The organism is Streptomyces sp. NPDC029526, assembly GCF_040637405.1.
Lineage (GTDB): Bacteria > Actinomycetota > Actinomycetes > Streptomycetales > Streptomycetaceae > Streptomyces.
This window is the reverse complement of sequence record NZ_JBEZWE010000002.1, coordinates 740,350-763,571: the sequence shown is the minus strand read 5'-3', so window position 1 is coordinate 763,571 and position 23,222 is coordinate 740,350. Positions and strand designations below refer to the sequence as shown.

The following is a 23,222-nucleotide window of genomic DNA, read 5'->3' as shown; positions in this document are numbered from 1 at the left end:
AACGCGTGGCGCCACACCGGCCGCACACACCGCCGTACGACGCCCCACCGGCGACCCGCCAGGAATGGCCCCTGCGCGGGCCTCTCGGGGCCACACCGGCCGCCCGCACCACCGCACACCGCCCCACCGGCGACACCCCACGCGGCCGCTTCGGGGGCGCATCGCTCGCCGGGACGCGTCACCCGGCCTCACTCCACCACGTGCCGCCCTTCGGGGCGGGCGCTGCACGACGCCCGGAAGGCGCAGTGGGTGCAGTGCTGGCCGGTGGTGGGGGCGAACCTCTCGTCGAGGACCTTGCCGGCGGCGGTGGCCAGCAGTTCGCCGACCCACTCGCCGGTCAGCGGCTCCTGTGCCTGCACCTTGGGAAGGGTCTCGCCGCCGTCCTTGCGGGCCGCGCCCTGTCGGAGGTGGACCAGTTCGGCGCCGCCCGGCTCGGGGCGCGTACCGTCGAAGAGCTCGTCGACGGCGCCCTCACGGACGGCGAGCTGGTACACGGCGAGCTGGGGGTGGCGCTCCACCTCCTTGCCGCTGGGTGCCTGCTTGCCGGTCTTGAAGTCGACGACGTAGGCGCGGCCCTCCCCATCGGCCTCGACCCGGTCCATCTGGCCCCGGATACGGACCTGGTGGTCGCCGGCTTCGAGGGTGACGTCGAAGTCGTGCTCGCTGGCCACCGGGGTGCGGCCGGTGCGGTCCATCACGTGCCACCGCAGGAAGCGTTCCAGCGCGGCGCGCGCGTTCTCCTTCTCCTGGGCCGACTTCCACGGCGCGTCGAAGGCCAGCGCGTTCCACACGGAGTCCAGGCGCTCCATGAGCACGGCCAGGTCGGCGGGGGTGTGCCCGGACGCCACCTCGTCGGCCAGGACGTGCACCACGTTGCCGAAGCCCTGCGCGACGGTGGCGGGGGCGTCGGCCTTGACCTCACGGCCGAGGAACCACTGCAGGGTGCAGGTGTGGGCGAGCTGGTCGAGGGCGCTGCCGGAGAGCACGACGGGCTGGTCGCGCCGACGCAGCGGCACCTTGGACTCGGTGGGGTCGAACATGCCCCACCAGCGGTAGGGGTGCGCGGACGGCACCAGGGGCCGTCCGTCCTCGTCGGCGAGGGCGGCGAGCCGGGCCAGGCGGTGTGCGGCGGCTTCGCGCAGGCCGTCGGAGACCCGGGGGTCGACGGTGGTGGCGCGCAGCTCCGCGACGAGCGCCGCCACGGACAGGGGGCGTCGCGGGCGCCCGGTGACGTCCTTGGGTTCGACGCCGAGTTCGGTCAGGAAGCGGGAGGGCTGGTCGCCGTCGTCCGCGGGGGCCTTGACGGCGGTGACGACGAGCCGTTCCCGCGCGCGGGTGGCGGCCACGTAGAACAGCCGGCGCTCCTCGGTGAGCAGGGCGCCCGGCGTGAGGGGTTCGGCGAGTCCGTCGCGGCCGATGCGGTCGGCCTCCAGGAGGGAGCCCCGGCGGCGCAGGTCGGGCCACAGGCCCTCCTGGACGCCGGCCAGCACGACCAGGCGCCATTCCAGGCCCTTGGAACGGTGCGCGGTCATCAGCCGTACGGCGTCGGGGCGCACGGCGCGGCGGGTGAGGGTGTCGGCGGCGATGTCCTCGGCCTCGAGTTCCTCCAGGAAGTTCAGGGCGCCCCGGCCGCCGGTGCGTTCCTCCGCGCGGGCGGCGGTCGCGAACAGGGCGCACACGGCGTCGAGGTCCCGGTCCGCGTTCCGTCCGGCCGCGCCGCCGCGCCGGGCGGCGCGCTCCAGCCGCTGCGGCCACGGGGTGCCGTCCCAGAGATCCCACAGGGTCTCCTCGGCGGTGCCCCCGCGCGCCAGCCGTTCGCGGGCGGTGCGCAGCAGCGCGCCGAGCCGCTGGGCGCCGCGGGCGTACAGCGGGTCGTGGACGGCCAGGCGTTCCGGTTCGGCGAGCGCTCGGGTGAGGAGGACGTCGGACGGCGGCGGCAGGGGGTTGCCCGCCGCCCGCTCCTCCTCGCGCAGGGCCCGGCCGAGGCGCCGCAGGTCGGCGGCGTCCATGCCGGCGAGGGGGGAGGCGAGCAGGGTGAGCGCCGTCTCGGTGTCGAGCCAGCAGGCGTCGGCGCCTCCGGTCACCGTGCCGGACACGGCGTCGACGGTGCCCGCCTCGGGGTCTGCCCCTTGGTCCGCCTCGGGGTCTGCCCCCGGGCTCCCCTCGGGGGCCGCCTCGGGGTCGGCCCCATGGTCCGCGCCCGCCTCGGGGGCCGCCCCGTGGCCGCCCCCCTGGTCCGTCTCGGGGTCTGTGCGGTGACCCGCCTCCGGGACCGCCCCAGCCCCCGCCTCTGCCGTCGCCACCGCGCGCAGGGCCGTCAGCAGGGGGGCCACCGCGGGCTCGTGGCGCAGCGGTACGTCGTTGCCGTCGACGTCCACGGGCACGCCGGCCGAGGTGAGGGCGCGGCGGACCGCCGGGATGGTGCGGGCTCCGGCGCGCACCAGGACGGCCATCTCGGCCCAGGGGACGCCGTCCTCCAGGTGGGCCCGGCGCAGGATGTCGGCGATGTTGTCCAGCTCCGTGCCGGACGTCGGGTAGGTGTACACCTCCACCCGGCCGCCCTCCCGCACGGGGGTCAGTTCCCGGTGGGCACGGACCTTCTCGGCGGGCAGGCGGGGCAGCGGCATCCGCCGGGTCACCAGCCGGGTGGCGGCGAGCAGGGCCGCTCCGGAACGGCGGGAGGTGCCCAGCACCTCGACCGGGGCGGGGCGGCCGTCGGCACGGGGGAAGGCGTGGGGGAACTCCAGGATGCCGTTCACGTCCGCGCCCCGGAAGGCGTAGATCGACTGGTCGGGGTCACCGAGCGCGACGAGGGTGCGGCCGTCGCCGGCGAGGGCGCGCAGCAGCCGTACCTGGGCGGGGTCGGTGTCCTGGTACTCGTCGACGTACACAGCGTCGTACTGCGCGGCGAGCCGCGCGGTCACCTCGGGGCGGCGGGCGAGCAGCACGGCGCGGTGGACCAGCTCGGCGTAGTCGAGTACTCCCTGGAGGTCGAGGACGTCCAGGTACTCGGCGAGGAAGGCGGAGGCGGCGCGCCAGTCGGGGCGGCCGATGCGGCGGGCGAAGGCGTCCAGGGCGTCGGGGCCGAGGCCGAGTTCCCGGCTGCGGGCGAGCACCGCGCGGACCTCGTCGGCGAAGCCCCGTGTGGTCAGGCAGGCGCGCAGTTCGTCCGGCCAGCGCACGTGGGAGAGGCCGAGCCGTTCGAGGTCGACCTGGCCGGCGAGCAGTTCACGGACGGTGACGTCCTGCTCGGGGCCGGAAAGCAGGCGCAGCGGTTCGACGAACAGGTCGTGGTCCTGGTGGGCGCGGACCAGGGCGTAGCAGTAGGAGTGGAAGGTGGTCGCCTGCGGGGCGTTCGCGGCGCCCATGCGCAGGGCCATGCGGTCGCGGAGTTCGACGGCCGCCTTGCGGCTGAACGTCAGCACGAGGATGCGCTCGGGGTCCCCGCCCCGGGCGACGCGCTCGGCCACGGACTCGACGAGCGTGGTGGTCTTCCCGGTGCCGGGACCTGCGAGAACGAGCAGCGGTCCGGTGCTGTGCTCAACCACGGAGCGCTGGGCGGCGTCCAGTCGAGGGGGGTGGGAGCGGGGCGGCGGGGTACGGAGCAGTCGATAGGCGCCACGGTTCCCCCGGCGCACCCGGGGGTGCGACAGGCCGCTGGTGGAGGAAGAGGAGCTCACGTGGTTCGCCGGTCCTGGTGGGTGTTCTGGTGGGCGGTCCGCCGCGCGGGGAGGGCGGTGGTCGCGGGGTGAGGGGGACGGGTGCAGCCGACGCTACGCCGACGAGACGTCCGGAAGCAGAGCTTCCGGTTGTTCCCTCCCGGCACCGCCGTCCCGTGGGCCCCTCAGATCTCGAACGTACGTCATGCCACGGGCGTGCCCCTCTTCCCCCGTACGGATCACCTGCCCCACCGCGGGCCGCCGCATGGCCGAAGCTGTCAGGTGTGACCCTCCGCACGGCCGCCCCCGTCCCACCGCGCGCGCCGCATGTCGATACGCGGCAGGTGGTCCTCCGCGGCCCGGCCCGCCTCCTTGAGGGGGGTGCCCTCCTCGCGGTAGTGGTCGAGGGCGCGCAGCGCGTGACCGGGCAGGAGGACCCCGTCGGCCCGCACCACCCGCCACCACGGGACGGCTCCTCCGTAGAGGGACATCACCCGGCCGACCTGCCGCGGGCCGCCCTCCCCCAGCCATTCGGCCACGTCCCCGTACGTCATCACCCGCCCCGGGGGAATGAGATCCGCCACGTCGAGCACCCGCTCGGCGTACTCCGGCAGGGCACCGGCGGTCTCCGGGCCGGCACCGGACGGAAGGCTCTGCTCACTCATCCCGCCCATCCTGCACCACCCCACCGACAACGGAAGGGGTCCCCGAGGGTGCCCACACCTCGCCCGGAGAATCCCTTTCGGGCAGACTGTGCGACCCCGCACATGGACCCTGATTGCCCCTTGTGCCGGTTCGGCATGCCACCATCGTGCGGGCGGTGACTGGTGATACGAGACCAAGAAGAGACGATGAAGCAGCAGGGTGCGCACCCCGGGGACGCGGAAGGCACCCCTGGCGCTTCGTCGCGCCCGGACAGCACGGACGGCCGGAGGGGCCCGGACAGCACGGACGGCCCGAGCGGCCCGGACAGCGCCGACGGCCCGGATCGCCCTGACGGCCCGGACGGCTCGGACGGCTCGGACGCCCGCGGGCGGGGGACCCCGGACCGCCAGGACAACGGCACCCGGACCCGTAGGACCCCGGCCGCCCAGGACGGGGCCGACGGCGACGGGGCCGACGTGCCCGGCCCCGCCTCCCCGCACGGAGCCACCGAACCCGACGCACCCGATGTATCCGGCGTATCCGATGCGCCCGACGTACCCGATGCGCCCGGCACCACGGGCGCGCCCGGCCCGGCCCCCCGCACGGCCGCGGACCGCCCGTCCCCCCGCCGTACGGGGTCCGTCGACGACCCCGCCTCCGACACGGTGCACGTGGACGAGGTGGAGGGCGACGAGCCCCTGCTGCCCGCGCGCGTGCACCGCCCGTCGGACCTCATGCGGCTGCTGGTGGGCGTGCTCGCCGTGGTGGTGCTGCTGGCGATCGCCGCGTTCGCCCACGGCACCACCTCGGGCCTGGAACAGGACATCAACAAGGGCACCGGACAGGCGCCCGACCTGCTCATCAAGGTCGCGGGCCTGGCCTCCAGCATCGCCATCCTGCTGGTTCCGGTGGCCTTCGCCATCGAACGGCTGATCAAACGCGACGGGCTGCGCATCGCCGACGGCGTGCTCGCCGCCGTGCTCGCGCACGGGGTGACCCTCGCGACCGACCTGTGGGTCGCCCAGGCGGCGCCCGCCTCGATCCAGGAGGCACTCACCCAGCCCTCCCCCGGCGACATCCACGCGCTGACCGATCCGGTGCACGGCTACCTCGCCCCGGTGATCGCGTACATGACGGCCGTGGGCATGTCCCGCAGACCCCGCTGGCGCGCGGTGCTCTGGGTCGTGCTGCTGCTCGATGCGTTCTCCATGCTCGTCACCGGCTACACCACACCGTTCTCGATCATCCTGACCGTCCTGATCGGGTGGAGCGTCGCCTACGGCACCCTCTACGCGGTCGGCTCGCCGAACGTCCGCCCCACCGGGCGGAACCTCATGGCGGGCCTGCGGACCGTCGGGTTCCGCCCGGTGACCGCGTCCCGCGTGGAGGCGCCCGACGCCGCCGAGACCGGTGACCGTGGCCGCAGGTACTTCGTCACCCTGGAGGACGGTCCACCGCTGGACGTGACGGTCGTGGACCGCGAACAGCAGGCCCAGGGCTTCTTCTACCGGGCGTGGCGCAACCTGACGCTGCGCGGCTTCGCCACCCGCCGGAGCCTGCAGTCGCTACGCCAGGCCCTGGAACAGGAGGCGCTGCTCGCGTACGCGGCCATCGCCGCCGGCGCCAACGCCCCCAAGCTGATCGCGACCTCCGAGCTGGGCCCCGACGCGGTCATGCTCGTCTACGAGCACAGCGGCGGACGCACCCTGGACTCGCTGGCCGACGAGGAGATCACCGACGCGCTGCTGCGCGACACCTGGCACCAGGTGCGGGCGCTGCAGTCCCGCCGCATCGCCCACCGCCGCCTGGTGGGGGACGCGATCCTGGTGGATCGTTCCGGCACCGTCATCCTCACCGACATGCGGGCCGGTGAGATCGCCGCCGGTGACCTGCTGCTGCGCATGGACACCTCCCAGCTCCTGGTGACGCTCGGCCTGCGGGTGGGCGCGGAACGGGCGGTGGCCTCCGCGGTGAGCGTGCTCGGGCCCGACGCGGTGGCCGACTGCCTGCCGATGCTGCAGCCCATCGCGCTGAGCCGCTCCACCCGGGCCACCCTGCGCCGCCTGGCCCGGGAGCGGGCGGAACGCGAGCGTGAGGCCGTCCTGGAGGCCTCCCGGCAGGCCAAGCTGCTCCGCGCGGAGCAGGCCGGGGCCACCGACGCCCCGGACGCCGCCGAACGCCCGGACCGGACGGAGCGGCTGGACAAGAAGGCCGTGCGGGCGGAGCAGCGGGCCGAGAAGCGGGCCATCGACGACGCCCTGGAAGAGGCGCGCGAGGAGGACCTGCTCACCCAGATCCGGCACGAGGTGCTGCGGATCAGGCCGCAGGCGCCGGTGGAGCCGGCCCGCCTGGAGCGGGTCCGCCCGCGCACGCTGATCAGCTTCATCGCCGGGGCGATCGGCGCGTACTTCCTGCTGACGCAGCTCACCCACATCGAGTTCGGTCCGTTGATCTCCAACGCGCAGTGGGGCTGGGTGGCCGCGGCGGTGCTGTTCTCGGCGGCCAGCTACTTCGCCGCCGCCCTGGCGCTGCTGGGGTTCGTGCCAGAGCGGGTGCCCTTCCTGCGGACGGTGGCGGCCCAGGTCGCCGGGTCCTTCGTGAAGATCGTCGCCCCGGCGGCGGTGGGCGGGGTCGCGCTGAACACCCGGTTCCTTCAGCGCGCGGGCGTGCGGCCGGGGCTCGCGGTGGCGAGTGTCGGGGCGTCCCAGCTGTTCGGACTCGGCTGCCACATTTTGATGCTGCTCGCCTTCGGCTATCTGACGGGTACCGAGAAGACGCCGTCCCTCTCGCCGTCCCGCACGGTGATCGCCGGTCTGCTGACGGTCGCGGTGCTGGTGCTGGTCGTGACGTCGGTGCCGTTCCTGCGGAAGTTCGTGCTCACCCGGGTCCGGTCGCTGTTCGCGGGGGTCGTCCCGCGCATGCTGGACGTGCTGCAGCGCCCGCAGAAGCTGGTCACCGGCATCGGCGGCATGCTCCTGCTGACCGGCTGCTTCGTGATGTGCCTGGACGCCTCCATCCGCGCGTTCGGCGACGAGACGACGTCGATCAGCATCGCGGGCGTGGCCGTGGTGTTCCTGGCCGGCAACGCACTGGGCTCGGCGGCCCCGACACCGGGCGGTGTGGGCGCCGTCGAGGCGACCCTCACGGTCGGCCTCATCGCGATCGGGCTGCCCAAGGAGGTCGCCGCGCCGGCGGTGCTGCTGTACCGGCTGCTCACCCTGTGGCTGCCCGTCCTGCCCGGCTGGCTGGCCTTCAACCACCTCACCCGCAAGGAAGCGCTGTAGCGGCCGGCCCTGCCTGGGGCGGGCCGGGCGGCACGGCCAGGGTCGGCACGGCCAAGGTCGGCACGTCGTGAGCGGCCCCGCGCGGTCGGCACGGCCGGGTCGGCACGGCGCGGTGGGAACGGCTCGGTGGACACCCCTCGGTGGGCACAGCGCGGTGGAAACGGCTCGGTGGGCACGGCACCGCCCGCGGCCGGCCGGGCCGTCCGGCTCCCTCGTACGGCACCCGCCCTCGCGCGGCCCGTCGCGCGCGACCGCAGGATGGAGGCATGCCCAAGCCCTTCCGCCTGCGTGCAGCCGCCCTGTCCGTCTCCGTCGTGCTGCTGCCCGCCCTGCTGGCGGGCTGCGGTGACGACGCCGAGAAGGAGGACCTGACGGAGCAGGAACTCGGCTGGAAGGACTGCCCGGCCCCCTCCGAGGCCCAGGGCGGCGGCCCGGCCCCCTCTCCCCTGCCGAACGGCGGAACCTGGCAGTGCGCCACCATGAAGGCACCGCTGGACTGGGGCGACCCCGACGGCGACACCATCGGCATCGAGCTGATCCGCGCCCGCGCCGACGGCCCGGAGAACGAGCGGATCGGTTCGCTGATCTTCAACTTCGGCGGTCCGGGCGGCTCCGGCGTCACCGCCCTGCCCTCCTTCGGTCCGGACTACGCGACCCTGCGCACCCGCTACGACCTCGTCAGCTTCGACCCCCGGGGGGTCGGCCGCAGCGCACCGGTCCGCTGTGAGGACGACGAACAGCTCGACGCCCACTTCGAGCAGGACGCGACCCCCGACGACCAGCGGGAACGCACCGAACTTCTGAACGGCACCAAGGAGTTCAACGCCGCCTGCGAGAAGAACTCCGAGCGGATCCTGCCCCACGTGCGCACCACCCAGACCGCCCGCGATCTCGACCTGATGCGCCAGGTCCTCGGCGACGACAAGCTCCACTACTTCGGCATCTCCTACGGCACCGAACTGGGCGGCGTGTACGCCCACCTGTTCCCGAAGCGGGTGGGACGTGCCGTGTTCGACGCGGTCGTCGACCCCACGCAGGACCCGGAACAGGGCTCGCTCGGCCAGGCCCGGGGCTTCCAACGGGCGCTGGACAACTACGCCGAGAACTGCGTCTCGCAGACCGAGGAGTGCCCCGTCGGCGACAGCGCGCAGGACGTGAAGGACCGCATCGCCCGGTTCCTGGCGCAGTTGGACCGCAGGCCGATCCCGGGCGTCTTCCCGCGCGAGCTGACCCAGTCGATGGCGACCGGCGGCATCCTGCAGGCCCTGTACTCGCGGGACTTCTGGGAGTTCCTGACGGACGGCCTGGAGCAGGCCTACGACGGTGACGGAACGATTCTGATGCTGCTCGCCGACTCGATGAACGGCCGCAACGAGAACGGCGAGTACAGCAACCTCGTCGCGGCCAACGTCTCCATCAATTGCGCCGACGACAAGCCCCGGTACGACACCGCGGACGTGGAGCGCAGCCTGCCCGAGTTCCGCAGGGCCTCGCCGCTGTTCGGCGAAACCCTGGCCTGGGGGATGCTGAGCTGCACCGACTGGGCGGTGCCCGGTGCGGCCGACCATCCCGACGTGAGCGCGCCCGGCTCCGCGCCGATCCTGGTCATCGGCAACACCGGCGACCCGGCCACGCCCTACGAGGGCGCCCGCAGGATGGCGCAGGCCCTGGGCGACGGGGTGGGCGTGGAGCTGACCTACCGGGGGGAGGGGCACGGTGCGTACAACAGCAAGAACAGGTGCGTCCGGGCGGCGGTGGACGGCTATCTCCTCTCGGGGAAGGTGCCGGACAGCGGAACGGTCTGCTCCTGATCTCCTGGAGCCCCACGTTCCTTCCGGTGCAACCACCCCGCACGAAGAAGAAGGAAGAGGAAGAGGAGAAGGAGAAAGGGGACTCGGGACGGGGGACGGGGGACGGGGGGCGGGGGGCGGGGACAGGGGACAGGGACGGACACGGGGACGGAGACGGAGAAGAAGACCGAGAAAGCGCAGGTCACAAGGTTTTCCACAGGGTCGGCGGCGCAGGGTCCGTTCCGCCTACGATGGCCTGACCGCCATCCGCGGGACGGTGCGGACGGCCGATGAGGGGGGATGTGTCCGATGACGCGCTTCGTACGGTGGACGGCCCTGGTGGTCGCCGCCGGGCTCCTGACCGCGGGCTGCACCGGCAGCGACTCCGGTGACCGCGGCGCCGAGGACGACGGCCGGGGCGCGTCGGCGCTGGACTGGGGAGCCTGCAAGGCGTCCGGAGACGAACCGGCTCCCGGCAAGGAGTGGCAGTGCGCGACCCTGAAGGTCCCCCTGGACTGGTCGGAACCCGACGGCGGGACGATCGGGCTGGCACTGATCCGTGCCAGGGCCACCGGTGACGACCGCCTCGGATCGCTGCTGTTCAACTTCGGTGGCCCCGGCGGGTCGGGCGTGTCGATGCTGCCGTCCTACGCCGGCGCCGCCGCCAAGCTCCGCGAACGCTACGACCTGGTCAGCTGGGATCCCCGCGGGGTGGCCGCCAGCCAGGGCGTCCGCTGCCGCAGCGACCAGGACATCCAGGCCGCCGAGGCGAAGGTGGACACCACCCCGGACACCACGGCCGAGGAGAGGACGTTCCTCACCGACGCCGCGGACTTCGGCCAGGGCTGCGAGAAGTCGGCCGGCAAGCTGCTGTCCCACGTCTCGACCACCGACACCGCCCGCGACCTGGACCGCATCCGCCAGGCCCTCGGCGACGAGAAGCTCAACTACCTGGGCATCTCCTACGGCACCCAACTCGGCGGCGTGTACGCCCACTTGTTCCCGCAGAAGGTGGGCCGCCTGACGCTGGACGCGGTGGTCGACCCGACGGCCGACGCCGTCGGCCACGCGAAGAACCAGACCCTCGGCTTCCAGCGCGCCCTCGGCAACTACCTGAAGTCCACCGGCAAGGACCCCGAGCAGGGCTCCCGCGAGATAGCCGACCTGCTGGAGCGGCTCGACGCCGAGCCGCTCCCGACGACGTCGGGCAACCGGAAGCTGACCGAGTCCCTCGCGCTGACCGGCATCGTGCTGCCGCTCTACACCAAGGAGGGCTGGCCGACGCTGACCCTCGCCCTCGAGGCCGCCCGGAAGGGGGACGGCACCGCACTGCTCGCGCTGGCCGACGGTTACAACGAGCGGGACCCGTCGGGCCGGTACGGCACCATGACCCACTCGCAGCGGGTCATCCAGTGCCTGGACAGCAAGCAGCGGCCGTCCGCGTCGGAGGTGAAGGCGCTGCTGCCGGAGTTCGAGGAGATATCTCCCGTGTTCGGCCCGCGACTGGGCTGGGACGTGGCCGCCTGGTGCCACGAGTGGCCGGTCCCCGGTCAGTCCGACACCCCGGAGGTCAGCGCTCCCGGCGCGGATCCGATCCTGGTCATCGGCAACACGGGTGACCCCGCCACCCCGTACGAGGGCGCCCGCAGGATGGCCGACGAACTCGGCAAGGACGTCGGCGTCCTCCTCACCTGGAAGGGCGAGGGCCACGGCGCCTACGGCAGCGGCAGCGCGTGCGTGGACTCCGCGGTCGACACCTTCTTCCTGGAGGGCAAGACCCCCGAGGACGGCAAGGTCTGCTCCTGACGGGGCGGCAGCGTCGGAGGGGCCATAAACGGCGCACCACGGCGCACCACGCCGCTGGACGTGGTCCCACGGGCGGTCGGAGCGAGACGGTCACCCGCGAAACCCTGCGGGCCTCGCCCGCCCGACTGGAACCGCCCCCGCACGACGCCGGCAGACGCGACGACAGAAACCCACGGCCCCGAGCGGGTCGGAGCCGTGGGCTTCTTCAGTCGCGCTGGTCGGCCGGACCGGTGATCAGTAGACCGGCTTCTCCGGTTCGATCTGGTTGACCCAGCCGATGACGCCGCCGCCGACGTGGACCGCGTCGGCGAAGCCCGCGGACTTGAGGACCGCGAGGACTTCCGCACTGCGGACGCCCGTCTTGCAGTTCAAGACGATCTTCTTGTCCTGCGGGAGGCTCTCCAGGGCGTTGCCCATGAGGAACTCGTTCTTCGGGATCAGGCGGGCGCCCGGGATGGAGACGATCTCGAACTCGTTCGGCTCGCGGACGTCGATCAGTTCGAGCTTCTCGCCGTCGTCGATCCACTCCTTGAGCTGCTTGGGAGTGATGGTGGAGTCGGCCGCTGCCGCCTGGGCCTCCTCGGAGACGACGCCGCAGAAGGCCTCGTAGTCGATGAGTTCCGTGACGGTGGGGTTGTCGCCGCAGATCGCGCAGTCGGGGTCCTTGCGGACCTTGACCTGGCGGTACTGCATCTCCAGGGCGTCGTAGATCATCAGGCGGCCGACCAGCGGCTCACCGATGCCGGCGAGGAGCTTGATGGCCTCGTTGGCCTGGATGGAGCCGATCGACGCGCAGAGCACGCCGAGCACGCCGCCCTCGGCGCAGGACGGGACCATGCCGGGGGGCGGGGGCTCCGGGTAGAGGCAGCGGTAGCAGGGACCGTGCTCGGACCAGAAGACGGAGGCCTGCCCGTCGAAACGGTAGATCGAGCCCCAGACGTACGGCTTGTTCAGCAGTACGCAGGCGTCGTTGACCAGGTAACGGGTCGCGAAGTTGTCCGTGCCGTCGACGATGAGGTCGTACTGGCTGAAGATGTCCTTCACGTTGTCGGACTCGAGCCGCTCCTGGTGGAGCACCACGTTCACGTAGGGGTTGATGCCCTTGATCGAGTCGCGGGCGGACTCCGCCTTGGGGCGGCCGATGTCGGCCTGGCTGTGGATCACCTGGCGCTGCAGGTTCGACTCGTCGACCTCGTCGAACTCCACGATGCCGAGCGTTCCGACGCCCGCGGCGGCCAGGTACATCAGCCCCGGCGAGCCCAGCCCGCCGGCGCCCACGAAGAGCACCTTGCTGTTCTTGAGCCGCTTCTGCCCGTCCATCCCCACGTCGGGGATGATCAGGTGGCGGGAGTACCTGCGGACCTCGTCTACGGTGAGCTCGGGGGCCGGCTCGACCAGGGGTGGCAGCGACACGGGGACTCCGTTGGTCGGTCTATCACTACGGTTGTTCTCCTCGTAACAGTGCCACGCCCTTTTTCATTCCGAGACACCCGTCCCGACCCGCGAGACGAGATCGTCCCAGTAGCCGGGCAGACACGCCCAGGGGTCGCCGTGGGCGTCGCGCTCCACCCGGTCGGTGAAGTAGATGGTGGCCGCGCCCTGCCAACGGGCGATCCGCAGCGCCTCCTCCAGGTGCGGGCGGGGCACGCCGTGCACGAAGTGGCAGAACCGCTCGGGCGGGTACACGGCGGTCCACTCCGCCACCTGGGACCAGCGGTAGTCGCTCCACGGGCCGGAGAAGGTGACCAGCTGGTCGGCGCAGTCCGCGTATCCCGGGTGGGGATGGATGCCGTGCCCCAGGACGATGTGAGCCTCGTCACGGACGGCCCGGAGCGCGGTGACCGTCCGCCGCACCGCGGGGAGGGCGAAGTGGTCGGCCGGGCAGCGGTCCAGGAGGAAGCCGTCGACCCGGTACCAGTCGGCGAAGCGGTGGGCGTCCGCGAGCACCTCACGCAGACCGCGGGAGCCGTGGGCCGTGTCCAGGTGACCGAGGACGCGCACCCCGCTGTTGCGCAGGCGGCCGACGGCCTCCAGGCAGCTCGGGTCGGGCTGCACGCCGGGCCCGTCGGCCACGTCGAGGACGACCCAGTGGAGCGGGGTGCCGGGCCGGGCCACATGGGCCCACTCGGCGGAGGCGAGGAGGGGGTGGGCCAGCCCGGGGACGCCGAAGCCGTCGCCCACGTCCGTCCGGGCGGGCTCCGACCGGGGCCGGGTCAGATACGGCATGCCGCCTCCATCCAGATGTCGGCCAGGGACTCCTCGAGGTTGATGCGGGGCCGCCAGCCGAGCCGGTCCCGTGCGGTGCGCACGTCGGCCTGCTGCCAGCTGCCGCAGCCGTCCGGGTACGGGGCGGCCACCGGGGGCACGTGGGGGTGGTCGGTCTCGGCGCGGGGGTGGCCGATGGCGGGCCGCAGGTGCGGGGTGTGGGATCCGTCGAGTTCGTGCAGCGCGCCGCCGTAGCCGGCGACCCGGGCCAGCACGGCGGCGGCGTCGCGCAGCCGGACCGCACGGCCGGAGCCGATGTTGATGACGCCCTGGGCCGCGGACAGCGAGGCGGCGTGCACGGCCCGGGCCACGTCGCGGACGTCGACGAAGTCGCGCTGGGCGGCCAGGCCCCCGAGTTTCAGCTCGCCGTCACCGGACTGCATGGCGCGGCGCATGGCTTCGGCGAGGCGGCCGAGCGGGGACCCGGCGGGGGTGCCGGGCCCGGCGGGTGAGAAGACCCGGAGCACCACCGCGTCCAGGCCGGAACCGAGGACGAGTTCGGTGGCGGCCAGTTTGCTCACGCCGTAGGGGCCCCCGGGGCGCGGGACGGCGTCCTCCGCGGTGGAGGAGCCGGGCTGGCTGGGACCGTACTCCGCGCTGCAGCCGATCTGGACGAGCCGGGCGCCGCAGCCGCTGCGCCGCAGGGCCTCGCAGACGGTGGCGACGGCGACGGTGTTGTGCCGGGTGAGTTCGCGGGCGCCGCCACGGGTGGCGCCCGCGCAGTTGATGACGACACCGGGGTGGACGGCGTCGAGGAACCGGGTGAGGGCGCCGGGGCTTCCGGTGGCGAGGTCGAAGCGGACGTCGGCGTCGTCACCGCGGCCCAGGGCGGTGAGCTGCACGGCCGGGTCGGCGAGCAGGCGGTCGGCGACGAAGCGGCCGAGGTAACCGTTGGCTCCGATCAGCAGGACTCTCATCGGGCGGCTCCCTCGACGACCGAGGCTGCTGGGCGGGTGATCATGTGGGTTCTCCTTCGAGGATGCGGGACGACCGCGGTGGGGTCGTGCCCGGCCGGGCTGAGGGCCGTCCGTGGTGGGGGCGGGACGGGGAGGGGGGTGACGGTCGTGAGGCGGGCGCGCCGCGGCGGCACGGCCCGGACGCCCACCGGGCGGGAGCGACCGGGCGCCGGGGCGCACCGGGTCGAGCCGCGCGCCCCGTGGCCGCGCGGCCGGCCGCGGACGGCGACGTGCCCGCCCGCTCGGCGGCCCGGCGGTCGGGTGACGGGGTCCGGCCGGTCATCGCGCGTGCTCCGTACGGCAGTGGGCGGACGCCCGGGTGAGCCGGCGGGCCGCGTGGGTCAGCAGCACCAGGGCCGCGACACCGCAGCTGAGGGTGGGGACGGCGGGGTGCCACGTCGCGACCAGGGTCTCCACGGGAGCGGACAGCGCGGTCAGGCCGGGGAGGCGGGCGGCGAAGACGGTCGTGAGGGCGAGGGCCTGGGCGGTGGCCGCGCAGGCGAGCAGCGTCCTCGGGCCACGGGTGAAGCCGTGGACGGCGAGGAGGCGGGCCAGCTGGAGGAGGGCGCCCGTGGCGAGGGCCCCGGGGAGCGCGAGCGGCTCGTCCAGCGCGAGGGCGCAGAGGACGAGGAGGGCGGCCAGGGAGCACAGGAACAGGGCGACGGTGCCGAACAGCAGGGGGCGCACGGAAGTGGCGAAGTCCTCCAGTCCGCGGCTCGCGGTGAGTTTGCGCCGGGCCCCGCGGGTGAAGAGGTGGGCGGTCCAGGCGGCGGGGGCACAGGCCAGGGCGAGGGCCAGCACGGGAGCGGCGGTCAGCGGCCAGTCGCCGCCGGGTGCGGGCGGGCCGTCGGGGCCTCCCGTGATGGCGACCTGGAGCAGCCCGTCGCCCAGCAGCGCGTAGCCGATGAGCCAGTAGGTCCAGCCGGTCAGGCCGGTGGCCGGGGTGCGCACGGGCCTGCTCAGGGGGCCGCGGCGCAGGGCGGCCCGGACGGCCGCGGCGACGGCGAGGGCGCCGGCCGCGGCCACGAGCAGGCCGGTCCGGCCGTCGGTGTGGTGCAGGGCGAGCAGGGTCGCGATGCAGAGGAGGCCGGGCAGGAGGGCCCGGACGATCCAGTCGGCCCGGGCCGGCGGGGGCGGGGGCGCGGCCGGGCGCGCGGTGTCGCCGTCCCGGGGGACGCGGGCGAACAGTTCCTCGGCGAGGGAGAAGACGTCCCGGTGCCGGAAACGGGCGGCGGTCCGGTCGGTGATGCCGTGCGCCTCCAGGCCGGCGGCGATCTCCAGCGGGTCGACGGCGCGTTCGCACAGTTCGCGGTGGCGGTGCAGGAGTGCCTTGACCGGGTCGGCGCCGCCCCGCTGTCCCGCTCCGGGCCTCCGCCGGGCCGTGCGCTCGCCGGACGGCACGCCGGGAACACCGTCCGGGCGCGGGGAGGCACCGCGGCGGGGGGACGCGTCGGAACCGTGGGCGGTGACGGGGCCGCTTGCGGCGTCCGAGCCGTCGGCGGCGTCGAAGCGGTAAGCGGTGTCGAGGCCGTGGGCGCGGGCGGCGGCGGCGTCGTCGGCTGCTTCCCGCCGTTCGCCGGAGTCTCCGAGTTCCCTGAGATCGGGCAGGCCGGTCATCGGGCACCCTCCGTCGCGGTCGCCCCGGCCGACGCGGTGGGACGTGCCCACGTGGGCGTGGCGCGGGTGGTCGTCCAGTGGCCGGGGACGTGCGCCTCGGCCGGGACGGCGAACGGCTGGAGGTCGCCGGTGCCGTCGAGACGGGCCCTGCGCAGGGGCGTGCGGGCGACGGTCTCCAGATACAGCCCGTGGAAGGCGGCGATGTTCTGCTCGACGGTGAACAACTCCAGTGCACGGGCGCGGGCGGCGGCTCCGAGGCGCAGGCGGCGCGCGGGGTCGCGCAGCAGGGAGACGCACGCCTCGGCGAGCGCTCTCGGGTTGCGCGGCGGTACGACGAGGCCGGTGCCGCCGATCACCTCGACGACCGCGCCGACGTCCGTGGAGACCGTCGCCCGCCCGCAGAGCATGGCCTCGACGAGGCCGGCCGGGAAGCCCTCGACGACGCTGGACAGCACGGTGACGGCGCCGGCGGCGTAGGCGTCGGCCGCGGTGGGCAGATCGGGGCCGCCGATCTCCTCGAAGGACACCGGGTTGTCCCCCACGGCGTGCGGTCCGTCGGCCTCGTCGGGGAACAGGTGGGCGGCCAGGGCCCCGCAGTGGGCGAGGTAGGCCGTGCCCTCCTTGCCCTGCGGGGCACCGATGATCCGCAGCCGGGTCCCGGGCCGCTGCCTGCGCACCTCGGCGAAGGCGTGCAGCAGGGAGACGAGGTCCTTGGCCGGTTCGATGCGTCCGGTCCAGACCAGGGTGTGCGGGTCGGCGCACTCGGGGGACTCCCCCGCCTCGGCGAAGGGCGCCGCGTCCATGCCCGGGTACACGGTGCGCAGCTTGGCCCGGTCGGCCCCGCAGCGCTCCTGCCAGCGGCGGGCGTGGGTGTTGCCGGGGGTGACGAACGTGGCGCACCGGTAGGTCTCGGCCGCGAGCCGCCCGTGGAAGGCGGCCAGCAGCGACCGCACCGCCGGGGAGGCCTCCGGGAGGGTCAGGTAGTGCGTCCGCAGCCGTACGCCGTACTCGGTGACCAGCAGCGGGACGCCGAAGAGGTGGTGGGCGAGGAGCCCGGGCAGCGCGGCCGGGCCGCCGGAGGTCGCGTGGCACAGGTCGACGGCGCCGAGGCCGTCCGTGCCGTACCAGTCGAGCGAGAGGGGGCGCAGGGCGCGTTCCAGGTGGGCGGCGACCGCGAGCAGGTCCGGCACGCGGGCCTCGCGCGCGGCCTGCCCCGCGCCCGGCGCGCGACAGGCGCGCTCCAGGGCGCGCACGGCCGGCTCGGACCGCAGGGCGGAGACCAGTCCGCCTTCCTCACGGGCGAGTGAGGCGAGGCCGTACAGCGCGTTGGCGAAACGGTCCGCCTCCGGTGCGGCAAGGGGTCCGCCCGGTGTCGTCGGGGCCGCGTCCGAGCTCGTGCCACCGTGACCGTCACCGGGCCGAGGGAATCCGTCCCCGGCGGCGCGCGCGACGGCGCGTGCCGGGGCGGGCGCCGCGGTGTGCGCGTCGCGGGGGGCGCGGTCCGGGGCGCACAGGACGGCGGCCAGCTCGCCGTAGTGCTCCAGGAAGCGCCGGCGTGCACGGCGTCCGTACACCACCCCGTCACTCTCGGCCGCCCACAGCGGCGCCGTCCGTACCCGCGCGACCTGCGGCGGCAGAGGAGCCCAGCCCGCGTCCTCCTGGGCCTCAGTGCGGCTGAACGCGTAGACGTCGAACTCGTGGTGCGCGAGTCCGCGCACCAGGCGGTCGCACCAGAGCCCGGCGTCACCGCCCAGATACGGAAAGCCACCTTCCGTCAGCAGTCCGATGCGCACGAGTGCACCCCCGATCTCCCGTGTAGGGAGCCGCCGTTGACCCGACGGCTCGCAGCGGGACGAACGTATGCGGACCAGGCGGTGGTGCGATGGACGGTTGTCCGTCGCACCATCAGAAGGGGTGAACGGTCGTAACTTTCCGGTGCGCGAGACGTTTGGTCGCGCTAAGAGATCAGCCGAACACCGGTCGTCACATGATCGGCCCACGGCATCGCGAGCGGCGCCCCGTCACATCACCCGCGGGGCCCCACACCGGACGGGGCGGTGCGCATCGAACGGAGCGATGCACGCCGGCGGGGTGGTGCGCGCGCCGGTCCCGGCCCCGCACGGCCCCGCACGGCCCCGCCCGGCGACGCCCGACGGGCCGTCAGCTGTTGGGGTAGGGCCAGGGGTTGGGCCGGCAGTCGATCCCGTCGGGGTCGACGAACTTCGTCTGCTGCTGCATGACGGGAGCCAGGTCCCCGTCCTTGTCGCAGGTGACGTGCCCGTATCCGAGCCGGTGGCCGATCTCGTGGTTTATGAGCATCTGCCGGTAGGCGTGGATCTTGTCGCCGTACGGCTCCGCGCCCTGGGCCCACCGGTAGGCGTTGATCATGACCCGTTCGGTGGCCGCCGAGTCGCAGGAGACGTTGTCGACGGTGGTGTCCAGGCCCGACTTGGCGCACCATTCGGCGGTCGTGCCGGGACTGGCGAGGGTGATCACGAAGTCCGGGCGGCCCGAGTGGATCCGTTCGAAGGTGCGGGCGCCGTTGTGGGCCCAGCTGCGGTCGTCGTTCAGCGTCTTCTGCACCGCTTCGGCGAACAGGTCGCCGTCGAGCCCGAGCCCCTGCTCCACGTCCACCCGGTAGGTGATCCGCTGCCCCTTGCCCGTCCCCTTGGCGATGCCGGGGATCGCGTCGAACTTCCCGGAGCCGTCGAGGTCGGCCTTGAGCGGGTAGGTGACGCCCATCTTCTCCTCGTAGGTCGCCGGACGGGGGTCGGGCGACGCGGCGTCGGCCGGGGTCTCCCGGTCGTCACCGCGCGAGGCGGGTTCCCTGATGTCGCGCTGCTCGTCGGTGGCGGCCCGGGCCTGCACTCCGGAGGCGTCGCCGCCCTCGGCGACCTGCCCGGCCACGACGACGGCGAGCACGGTGGTGACGGCCGCCGCGGCGATCCCGGTGAACGCCCGCCCCTTGGAGCCCTTGGCCTGTGCGGACTCGTCCGGGAGCGGACCGCTGCCGGCGTCGTCCGGGGCGCCGGCGACCTCCGGAGCACCGGGGTCCCCGGGCCACTCCGTGACCGAGGCGTACGGGTCCGAGGGGCGCGGCGGCGCGGGCGGCGCCGTGGCGGGAGCGGCTGCGGCGGGCGGTGTGCGCGGGGTGAAGAGGTCGCCGTCGCCGTCGAAGGCGTCGAGGTAGTCCTGGCGGGGGCCCCGCCCGGGGGGCGCCTGGCGTGGCCGCGGCAGAGGGGCGGCCGTCCCGGCTCCCGTGCCGTGGCCGGTCGTGGTCGGCGCGGCAGCCGCGGTGCTCCCCCACTGGCCCCAGCCGCCCCCGGTCTCCCGCTGCTCGGGATGTCCGCCCCGGGCCCGGGGGACACCGTGTGCCGGGGTCCCGTCCGGCAGCCGGGGGAAGCCGTGCGCCGGAGTGCCGTCCGGGAGGTGTGGAACGCCGTGCGCCGGGGTCCCGTCCGGGAGGTGCGGAACGCCGTGCGCCGGGGTCCCGTCCGGGAGGTGCGGAACGCCGTGCGCCGGTGTCCCGTCGGGCATTCGGGGCGTCCCTTGCGCGGGGGGCCCGTCCGGGTACGTCCGCACGCCCGGCGGCGGGGTGCCCCGGTCGGGGAACCCCTGCGGCCGGGCGCCGTACGGCGGGGTCGTGTGCCTGCCCGGCATGCCGTGCGCCGGGGGCGGTCCGTGCCCCTGCGGATATCCCGGGGCACGGTGCTGCCCCTGGTCCGGCACGGGGCCCGACGTCCGGTGCGGGTACGCGGGGACGCCGTGGACCGGGGTGCCGTACGGGACGCCCTGCCCGGGCGTTCCGCCCGACGGCCGTCCCGGACGAAGCTGTCCTTCCGGCCCCGACCACTCCCGTTCCTGTCCTGCCGGCCCCGACCACTCCGGCGACTGCGGCAGGGACGGCGGCTGCGGCCGGCGGCTGCGGTCGGCCCCCGGTGTGCCGCCCGGCGAAGGCCGTCCGTCCCGCGCGGACGCGGCGGTGCCGGCCTGCGGAGTGGCGGCCTCGGGTGCGGTGTTCTTGGGTGCGGTGGCCTTGGGTGCGGGTCCACGACGGCTGTGGCGTCCCACGTCGCGCCTCAGCCCCTCAGGTTCTCGGCGGTCGCCCCGCCTTCGGCGGACTCGTCCGCGCGGGAGCCGGCGGCCGAGCCCGGGGCGCGCTTCGCGCCCGGCTGCACAGTATGCCCCTCGGCCGCCGAATCCGTTGCATCCGCGAGGAGTTCACGGAACGCCGCGGCCACTGTCGTGGGGTATTCCATCATCGCCACGTGCCCCGCGTCCGGGAGCGTCACCAGCCGGGAGCCCCGGAAGGCGCGGGTCGCCCGGCGGGCCATGCGGAAGCCGACGAGCTGGTCCCGGCCGCCGTAGACCAGGAGCGTCGGCGCGAGCACCCGCTCGGCCTGGCGCCACAGTCCGTGCTGGCCACCGAGGGTGTAGGCGTTGACGAGGCCCCGCGCGGAGCGCGCCATGGCGTCCCAGAAGTACGGCAGTTCCTGCCGCCGCTCCATCTCCTGTACCGCGTGCCGGAAACCCTCGGGCGAGACGCGTCCGGGGTCGCCGTAGCAGAGGGCCATCACGCCGCGCACCCGTTGTTCGGCGGTCCACTCACGGGTGAGGCGGGTGAACAGCTGCGCGACGCCGGGCACGGCGAGCAGGCCGGTCGGCACGGCGGTGCGCTGCACGCGGAGCTCCGGCAGGGCCGGGGACACCAGGGTGAGCGTGCGGACCAGGTCGGGGCGGGCGGCGGCGACGCGGGTGGCGACCGCACCGCCGAGCGAGTTGCCGAAGAGGTGCACCGCACCGCGGCCGGAGCTGTCGAGGTAGCGGATCACCGCGCGTGCGTGCGCGGTGATGGAGTAGTTGCCGTCGTCCGGGGGCGGGGAGTGTCCGAAGCCGGGGAGGTCGACGGCCTCGCCGGCGACCACGTCGTCGAGCAGGGGCATCAGCGCCGACCAGTTCTGCGAGGAGCCGCCGAGCCCGTGCACGTACAGAGCGGGCGGCAGGTCCGCGCGTGCGGTGGCGCGGGACCGGACGGAGAGGGTGATGCCGGGCAGTTCGACGGACCTGAGGTGCTCGCCTTCGGCGACCCTGACGGCGGCCGCGTCGGACAGCACGTCGGCGGGTGGCACGGAGGGCAGCTCGGGCGAAGACATGCGGCAATGTTACGAGACGATCACACGGCAGATCATGTGTTCGCCCTCACAGCGGGCGGGCCGCCGCACCGGCGCCTGCTCCTCCCGCACCGACGGCCGGTCCCCGACCGGCATCGGCGTGGGGCCCGTCACGACCCCTCCCGCACCGTACGCCCTCTCCCGCACCGTGCGCGCTGTGTCACCTCACGATCGCGGACCGCATGGCAGGGGAATCGGGAGTCTCCTACGCTCGTAGAGAGGGCACCCGCATGTGGCCCCCTGTTCTATCCCCAGGGACATGCGCAGGACCAGCAGCAGGAGGAAGGGAGCCCAGCCATGGCCATTGATCCCACCGATCCCGAGACCTTCGTCGAGGACGAGACGGAGACCGTGCCCGACGACGAGGAACTGGGGGTCGAGGCCCCCCGCGCCGACGTGGCGGACCAGCTGACGGAGATCCACACGGACGAGGACGACCCGCTCGCCGAGGTCGACCGCAGCCGCGCCAACGAGGCGGATCTCGTGGAGCAGGCCAGGGTCGTCGCCCTGGACGAGGACGACTACCGGTGACAGGGTCTCGGAGGAGGATGCCGTCGAACGGTGGGTCCCGCCGACGGGGCAGGTACGGAAATGAAGGCGTATCCTGCCCGCTCCGGCGTGCTCCGAAACCGTCCGCGGCCCTTTCACCGCCGTCCGGTCCGTGAAATTCTGCACGCTCACCGCGCACACCACGGTTACCGAAAAGTACGATGGCGGCGCGGCTCACACCGCATGTGGACGACAATGGGAGGCGGCGTGACAGCCATCGAGCAGACAGAGGCGGTACGCCCGAGGGGCACCCGCCTGCCGCGCCGGGCCCGACGGAACCAGTTGCTGGGCGCCGCCCAGGAGGTTTTCGTCGCACAGGGCTACCACGCGGCCGCGATGGACGACATCGCCGAGCGGGCCGGGGTCAGCAAGCCGGTGCTCTACCAGCACTTCCCGGGCAAGCTGGACCTGTATCTGGCCCTGCTGGACCAGCACTGCGAGGCGCTGATCCAGTCCGTACGGGGCGCTCTCGCCTCGACGACCGACAACAAGCAGCGCGTACGGGCGACCATGGACGCCTACTTCGCGTACGTGGAGGACGACGGCGGCGCGTTCCGCCTGGTCTTCGAGTCGGATCTGACGAACGAGCCCGCCGTGCGCGAGCGGGTCGACAAGGTGACCAACGAGTGCGCCGAGGCGATCTGCGAGGTCATCGCCGAGGACACCGGGCTGTCGCGGGACGAGTCGATGCTGCTCGCCTCGGGGCTCGGCGGTCTCGCCCAGGTGGTGGCGCGCTCCTGGCTGCACAGCGACCGCAGCGTGCCGCGCGACCAGGCGGTGCAGCTGCTGGCCTCGCTGGCCTGGCGGGGGATCGCGGGATTCCCGCTGCACGGCAGCGAGCAGCAGTAGGGGGTCGCGACGCTCCGGGCGCGGCGGGCGTGTGTTCCCCTCCGGTGTTCGCTCCTGGCGTGGCCGGGCGCGGCATGGGCGTCCCCTCACCGGGCTAATGTGTGCAGGTACGGCGCGGAAGGTCGCGCACTCACCGACCGTCGGAGGGACATAGCCGTGGAGGTCAAGATCGGCGTGCAGCACGCGCCCCGCGAGATCGTTCTGGAGAGCGGTCAGAGCGCCGAGGAGGTCGAGCGCGTGGTGGCCGATGCGCTGGCCGGGAAGTCCCAGCTGCTCAGCCTGACGGACGAGCACGGCCGCAAGCTGCTCGTCCCGGCGGACCGCCTCGCCTATGTCGAGATCGGCGAGCCGGCCCCGCGCAAGGTGGGCTTCGGCGCGCTGTAGCCGAGGAGCGGCCGGTTCGTCCGGCCGCGCACCGGAGGCAACGCACCGCGAGAGGGCCCGGAGGTTCCGTACCTCCGGGCCCTCTCGTGCGTTCCGGGGGCGGCGCCCGCGGTGGCGGGCGGCATCGGCTGTGCCGTGGACCCGCTGCCGTGGTGATCCGGCGACGCGGCTGTGCCGGGGACGCCTTGCCGTGGTGATCCGGCAACGCGGCTGCGTCGTGGACCCGCTGCCGCTGTGGTCGGCCGTG

The 23,222-nt window shown here is 74.1% G+C and carries 15 protein-coding genes; 6 read left to right on the top strand and 9 right to left on the bottom strand.

The genetic code is table 11. The features are described 5' to 3' along the window. Positions 1 to 188 precede the first annotated feature (188 nt). Together AB0F01_RS08890 and AB0F01_RS08885 are read right to left on the bottom strand one after the other, a co-directional pair. Positions 189 to 3,680, bottom strand: a complete 3,492-nt coding sequence (locus AB0F01_RS08890; protein WP_362091455.1) for an ATP-dependent DNA helicase — start codon at positions 3,678 to 3,680, stop codon at positions 189 to 191. 257 nt (positions 3,681 to 3,937) lie between these two features. Continuing rightward, positions 3,938 to 4,324: an MGMT family protein gene (locus AB0F01_RS08885; protein ID WP_362091452.1), complete on the bottom strand. Its 387-nt coding sequence runs from the start codon at positions 4,322 to 4,324 to the stop codon at positions 3,938 to 3,940. Positions 4,325 to 4,510: 186 nt separating this feature from the next. On the opposite strand from AB0F01_RS08885, the gene AB0F01_RS08880 reads away from it, so the two are divergent. The 3 genes from AB0F01_RS08880 to AB0F01_RS08870 all read left to right on the top strand — a co-directional run bounded on the left by AB0F01_RS08880 (position 4,511) and on the right by AB0F01_RS08870 (position 11,184). Next, complete coding sequence (locus tag AB0F01_RS08880; RefSeq protein ID WP_362091449.1) at positions 4,511 to 7,588, top strand: lysylphosphatidylglycerol synthase domain-containing protein; 3,078 nt, start codon at positions 4,511 to 4,513, stop codon at positions 7,586 to 7,588. A 266-nt stretch (positions 7,589 to 7,854) separates the two neighbouring features. Next, a complete protein-coding gene (locus AB0F01_RS08875) occupies positions 7,855 to 9,399 on the top strand; it encodes an alpha/beta hydrolase (RefSeq protein WP_362091446.1) in 1,545 nt (514 codons plus the stop codon). A gap of 288 nt (positions 9,400 to 9,687) precedes the next feature. Continuing rightward, the gene (locus AB0F01_RS08870) at positions 9,688 to 11,184 is read left to right on the top strand and encodes an alpha/beta hydrolase (RefSeq protein WP_362091443.1); all 1,497 of its coding nucleotides are present in this window, start codon (positions 9,688 to 9,690) and stop codon (positions 11,182 to 11,184) included. 234 nt (positions 11,185 to 11,418) lie between these two features. Here the strand turns inward: AB0F01_RS08870 and moeZ are convergent, their stop codons facing one another. The 7 genes from moeZ to AB0F01_RS08835 all read right to left on the bottom strand — a co-directional run bounded on the left by moeZ (position 11,419) and on the right by AB0F01_RS08835 (position 21,175). Continuing rightward, positions 11,419 to 12,597: an adenylyltransferase/sulfurtransferase MoeZ gene (gene moeZ, locus AB0F01_RS08865; protein WP_362091441.1), complete on the bottom strand. Its 1,179-nt coding sequence runs from the start codon at positions 12,595 to 12,597 to the stop codon at positions 11,419 to 11,421. 63 nt (positions 12,598 to 12,660) lie between these two features. Next, the gene (locus AB0F01_RS08860) at positions 12,661 to 13,410 is read right to left on the bottom strand and encodes a spherulation-specific family 4 protein (protein ID WP_362091438.1); all 750 of its coding nucleotides are present in this window, start codon (positions 13,408 to 13,410) and stop codon (positions 12,661 to 12,663) included. Continuing rightward, positions 13,398 to 14,366: an NAD-dependent epimerase/dehydratase family protein gene (locus tag AB0F01_RS08855; protein WP_362091435.1), complete on the bottom strand. Its 969-nt coding sequence runs from the start codon at positions 14,364 to 14,366 to the stop codon at positions 13,398 to 13,400. The genes AB0F01_RS08860 and AB0F01_RS08855 overlap by 13 nt, the downstream gene beginning before the upstream one ends. A gap of 318 nt (positions 14,367 to 14,684) precedes the next feature. Further along, positions 14,685 to 16,022, bottom strand: a complete 1,338-nt coding sequence (locus tag AB0F01_RS08850) for a hypothetical protein (protein ID WP_362091433.1) — start codon at positions 16,020 to 16,022, stop codon at positions 14,685 to 14,687. Then, positions 16,019 to 17,815 carry a DUF3492 domain-containing protein gene (locus AB0F01_RS08845; RefSeq protein ID WP_362091430.1) on the bottom strand — a complete coding sequence of 599 codons (1,797 nt, stop codon included), beginning with the start codon at positions 17,813 to 17,815 and terminating at the stop codon, positions 16,019 to 16,021. The genes AB0F01_RS08850 and AB0F01_RS08845 overlap by 4 nt, the downstream gene beginning before the upstream one ends. A 367-nt stretch (positions 17,816 to 18,182) precedes the next feature. Continuing rightward, positions 18,183 to 19,559 (bottom strand): DUF3152 domain-containing protein, encoded by a 1,377-nt coding sequence (locus AB0F01_RS08840; protein ID WP_362091427.1) that lies wholly within the window; start codon positions 19,557 to 19,559, stop codon positions 18,183 to 18,185. 542 nt (positions 19,560 to 20,101) lie between these two features. Further along, positions 20,102 to 21,175 (bottom strand): alpha/beta hydrolase, encoded by a 1,074-nt coding sequence (locus tag AB0F01_RS08835; protein WP_362091424.1) that lies wholly within the window; start codon positions 21,173 to 21,175, stop codon positions 20,102 to 20,104. Positions 21,176 to 21,490: 315 nt separating this feature from the next. Here AB0F01_RS08835 and AB0F01_RS08830 point away from each other — a divergent pair, with 315 nt between their 5' ends. The 3 genes from AB0F01_RS08830 (at position 21,491) to AB0F01_RS08820 (ending at position 22,975) form a co-directional block, all read left to right on the top strand. Continuing rightward, positions 21,491 to 21,724 (top strand): hypothetical protein, encoded by a 234-nt coding sequence (locus AB0F01_RS08830; RefSeq protein WP_362091421.1) that lies wholly within the window; start codon positions 21,491 to 21,493, stop codon positions 21,722 to 21,724. Between the two features lie 225 nt (positions 21,725 to 21,949). After that, entirely contained in the window at positions 21,950 to 22,591 is a 642-nt protein-coding gene (locus tag AB0F01_RS08825; RefSeq protein WP_362091418.1) for a TetR/AcrR family transcriptional regulator, read from the top strand. 156 nt (positions 22,592 to 22,747) lie between these two features. After that, a complete protein-coding gene (locus tag AB0F01_RS08820; RefSeq protein ID WP_362091415.1) occupies positions 22,748 to 22,975 on the top strand; it encodes a DUF3107 domain-containing protein in 228 nt (75 codons plus the stop codon). Positions 22,976 to 23,222: the final 247 nt, after the last annotated feature.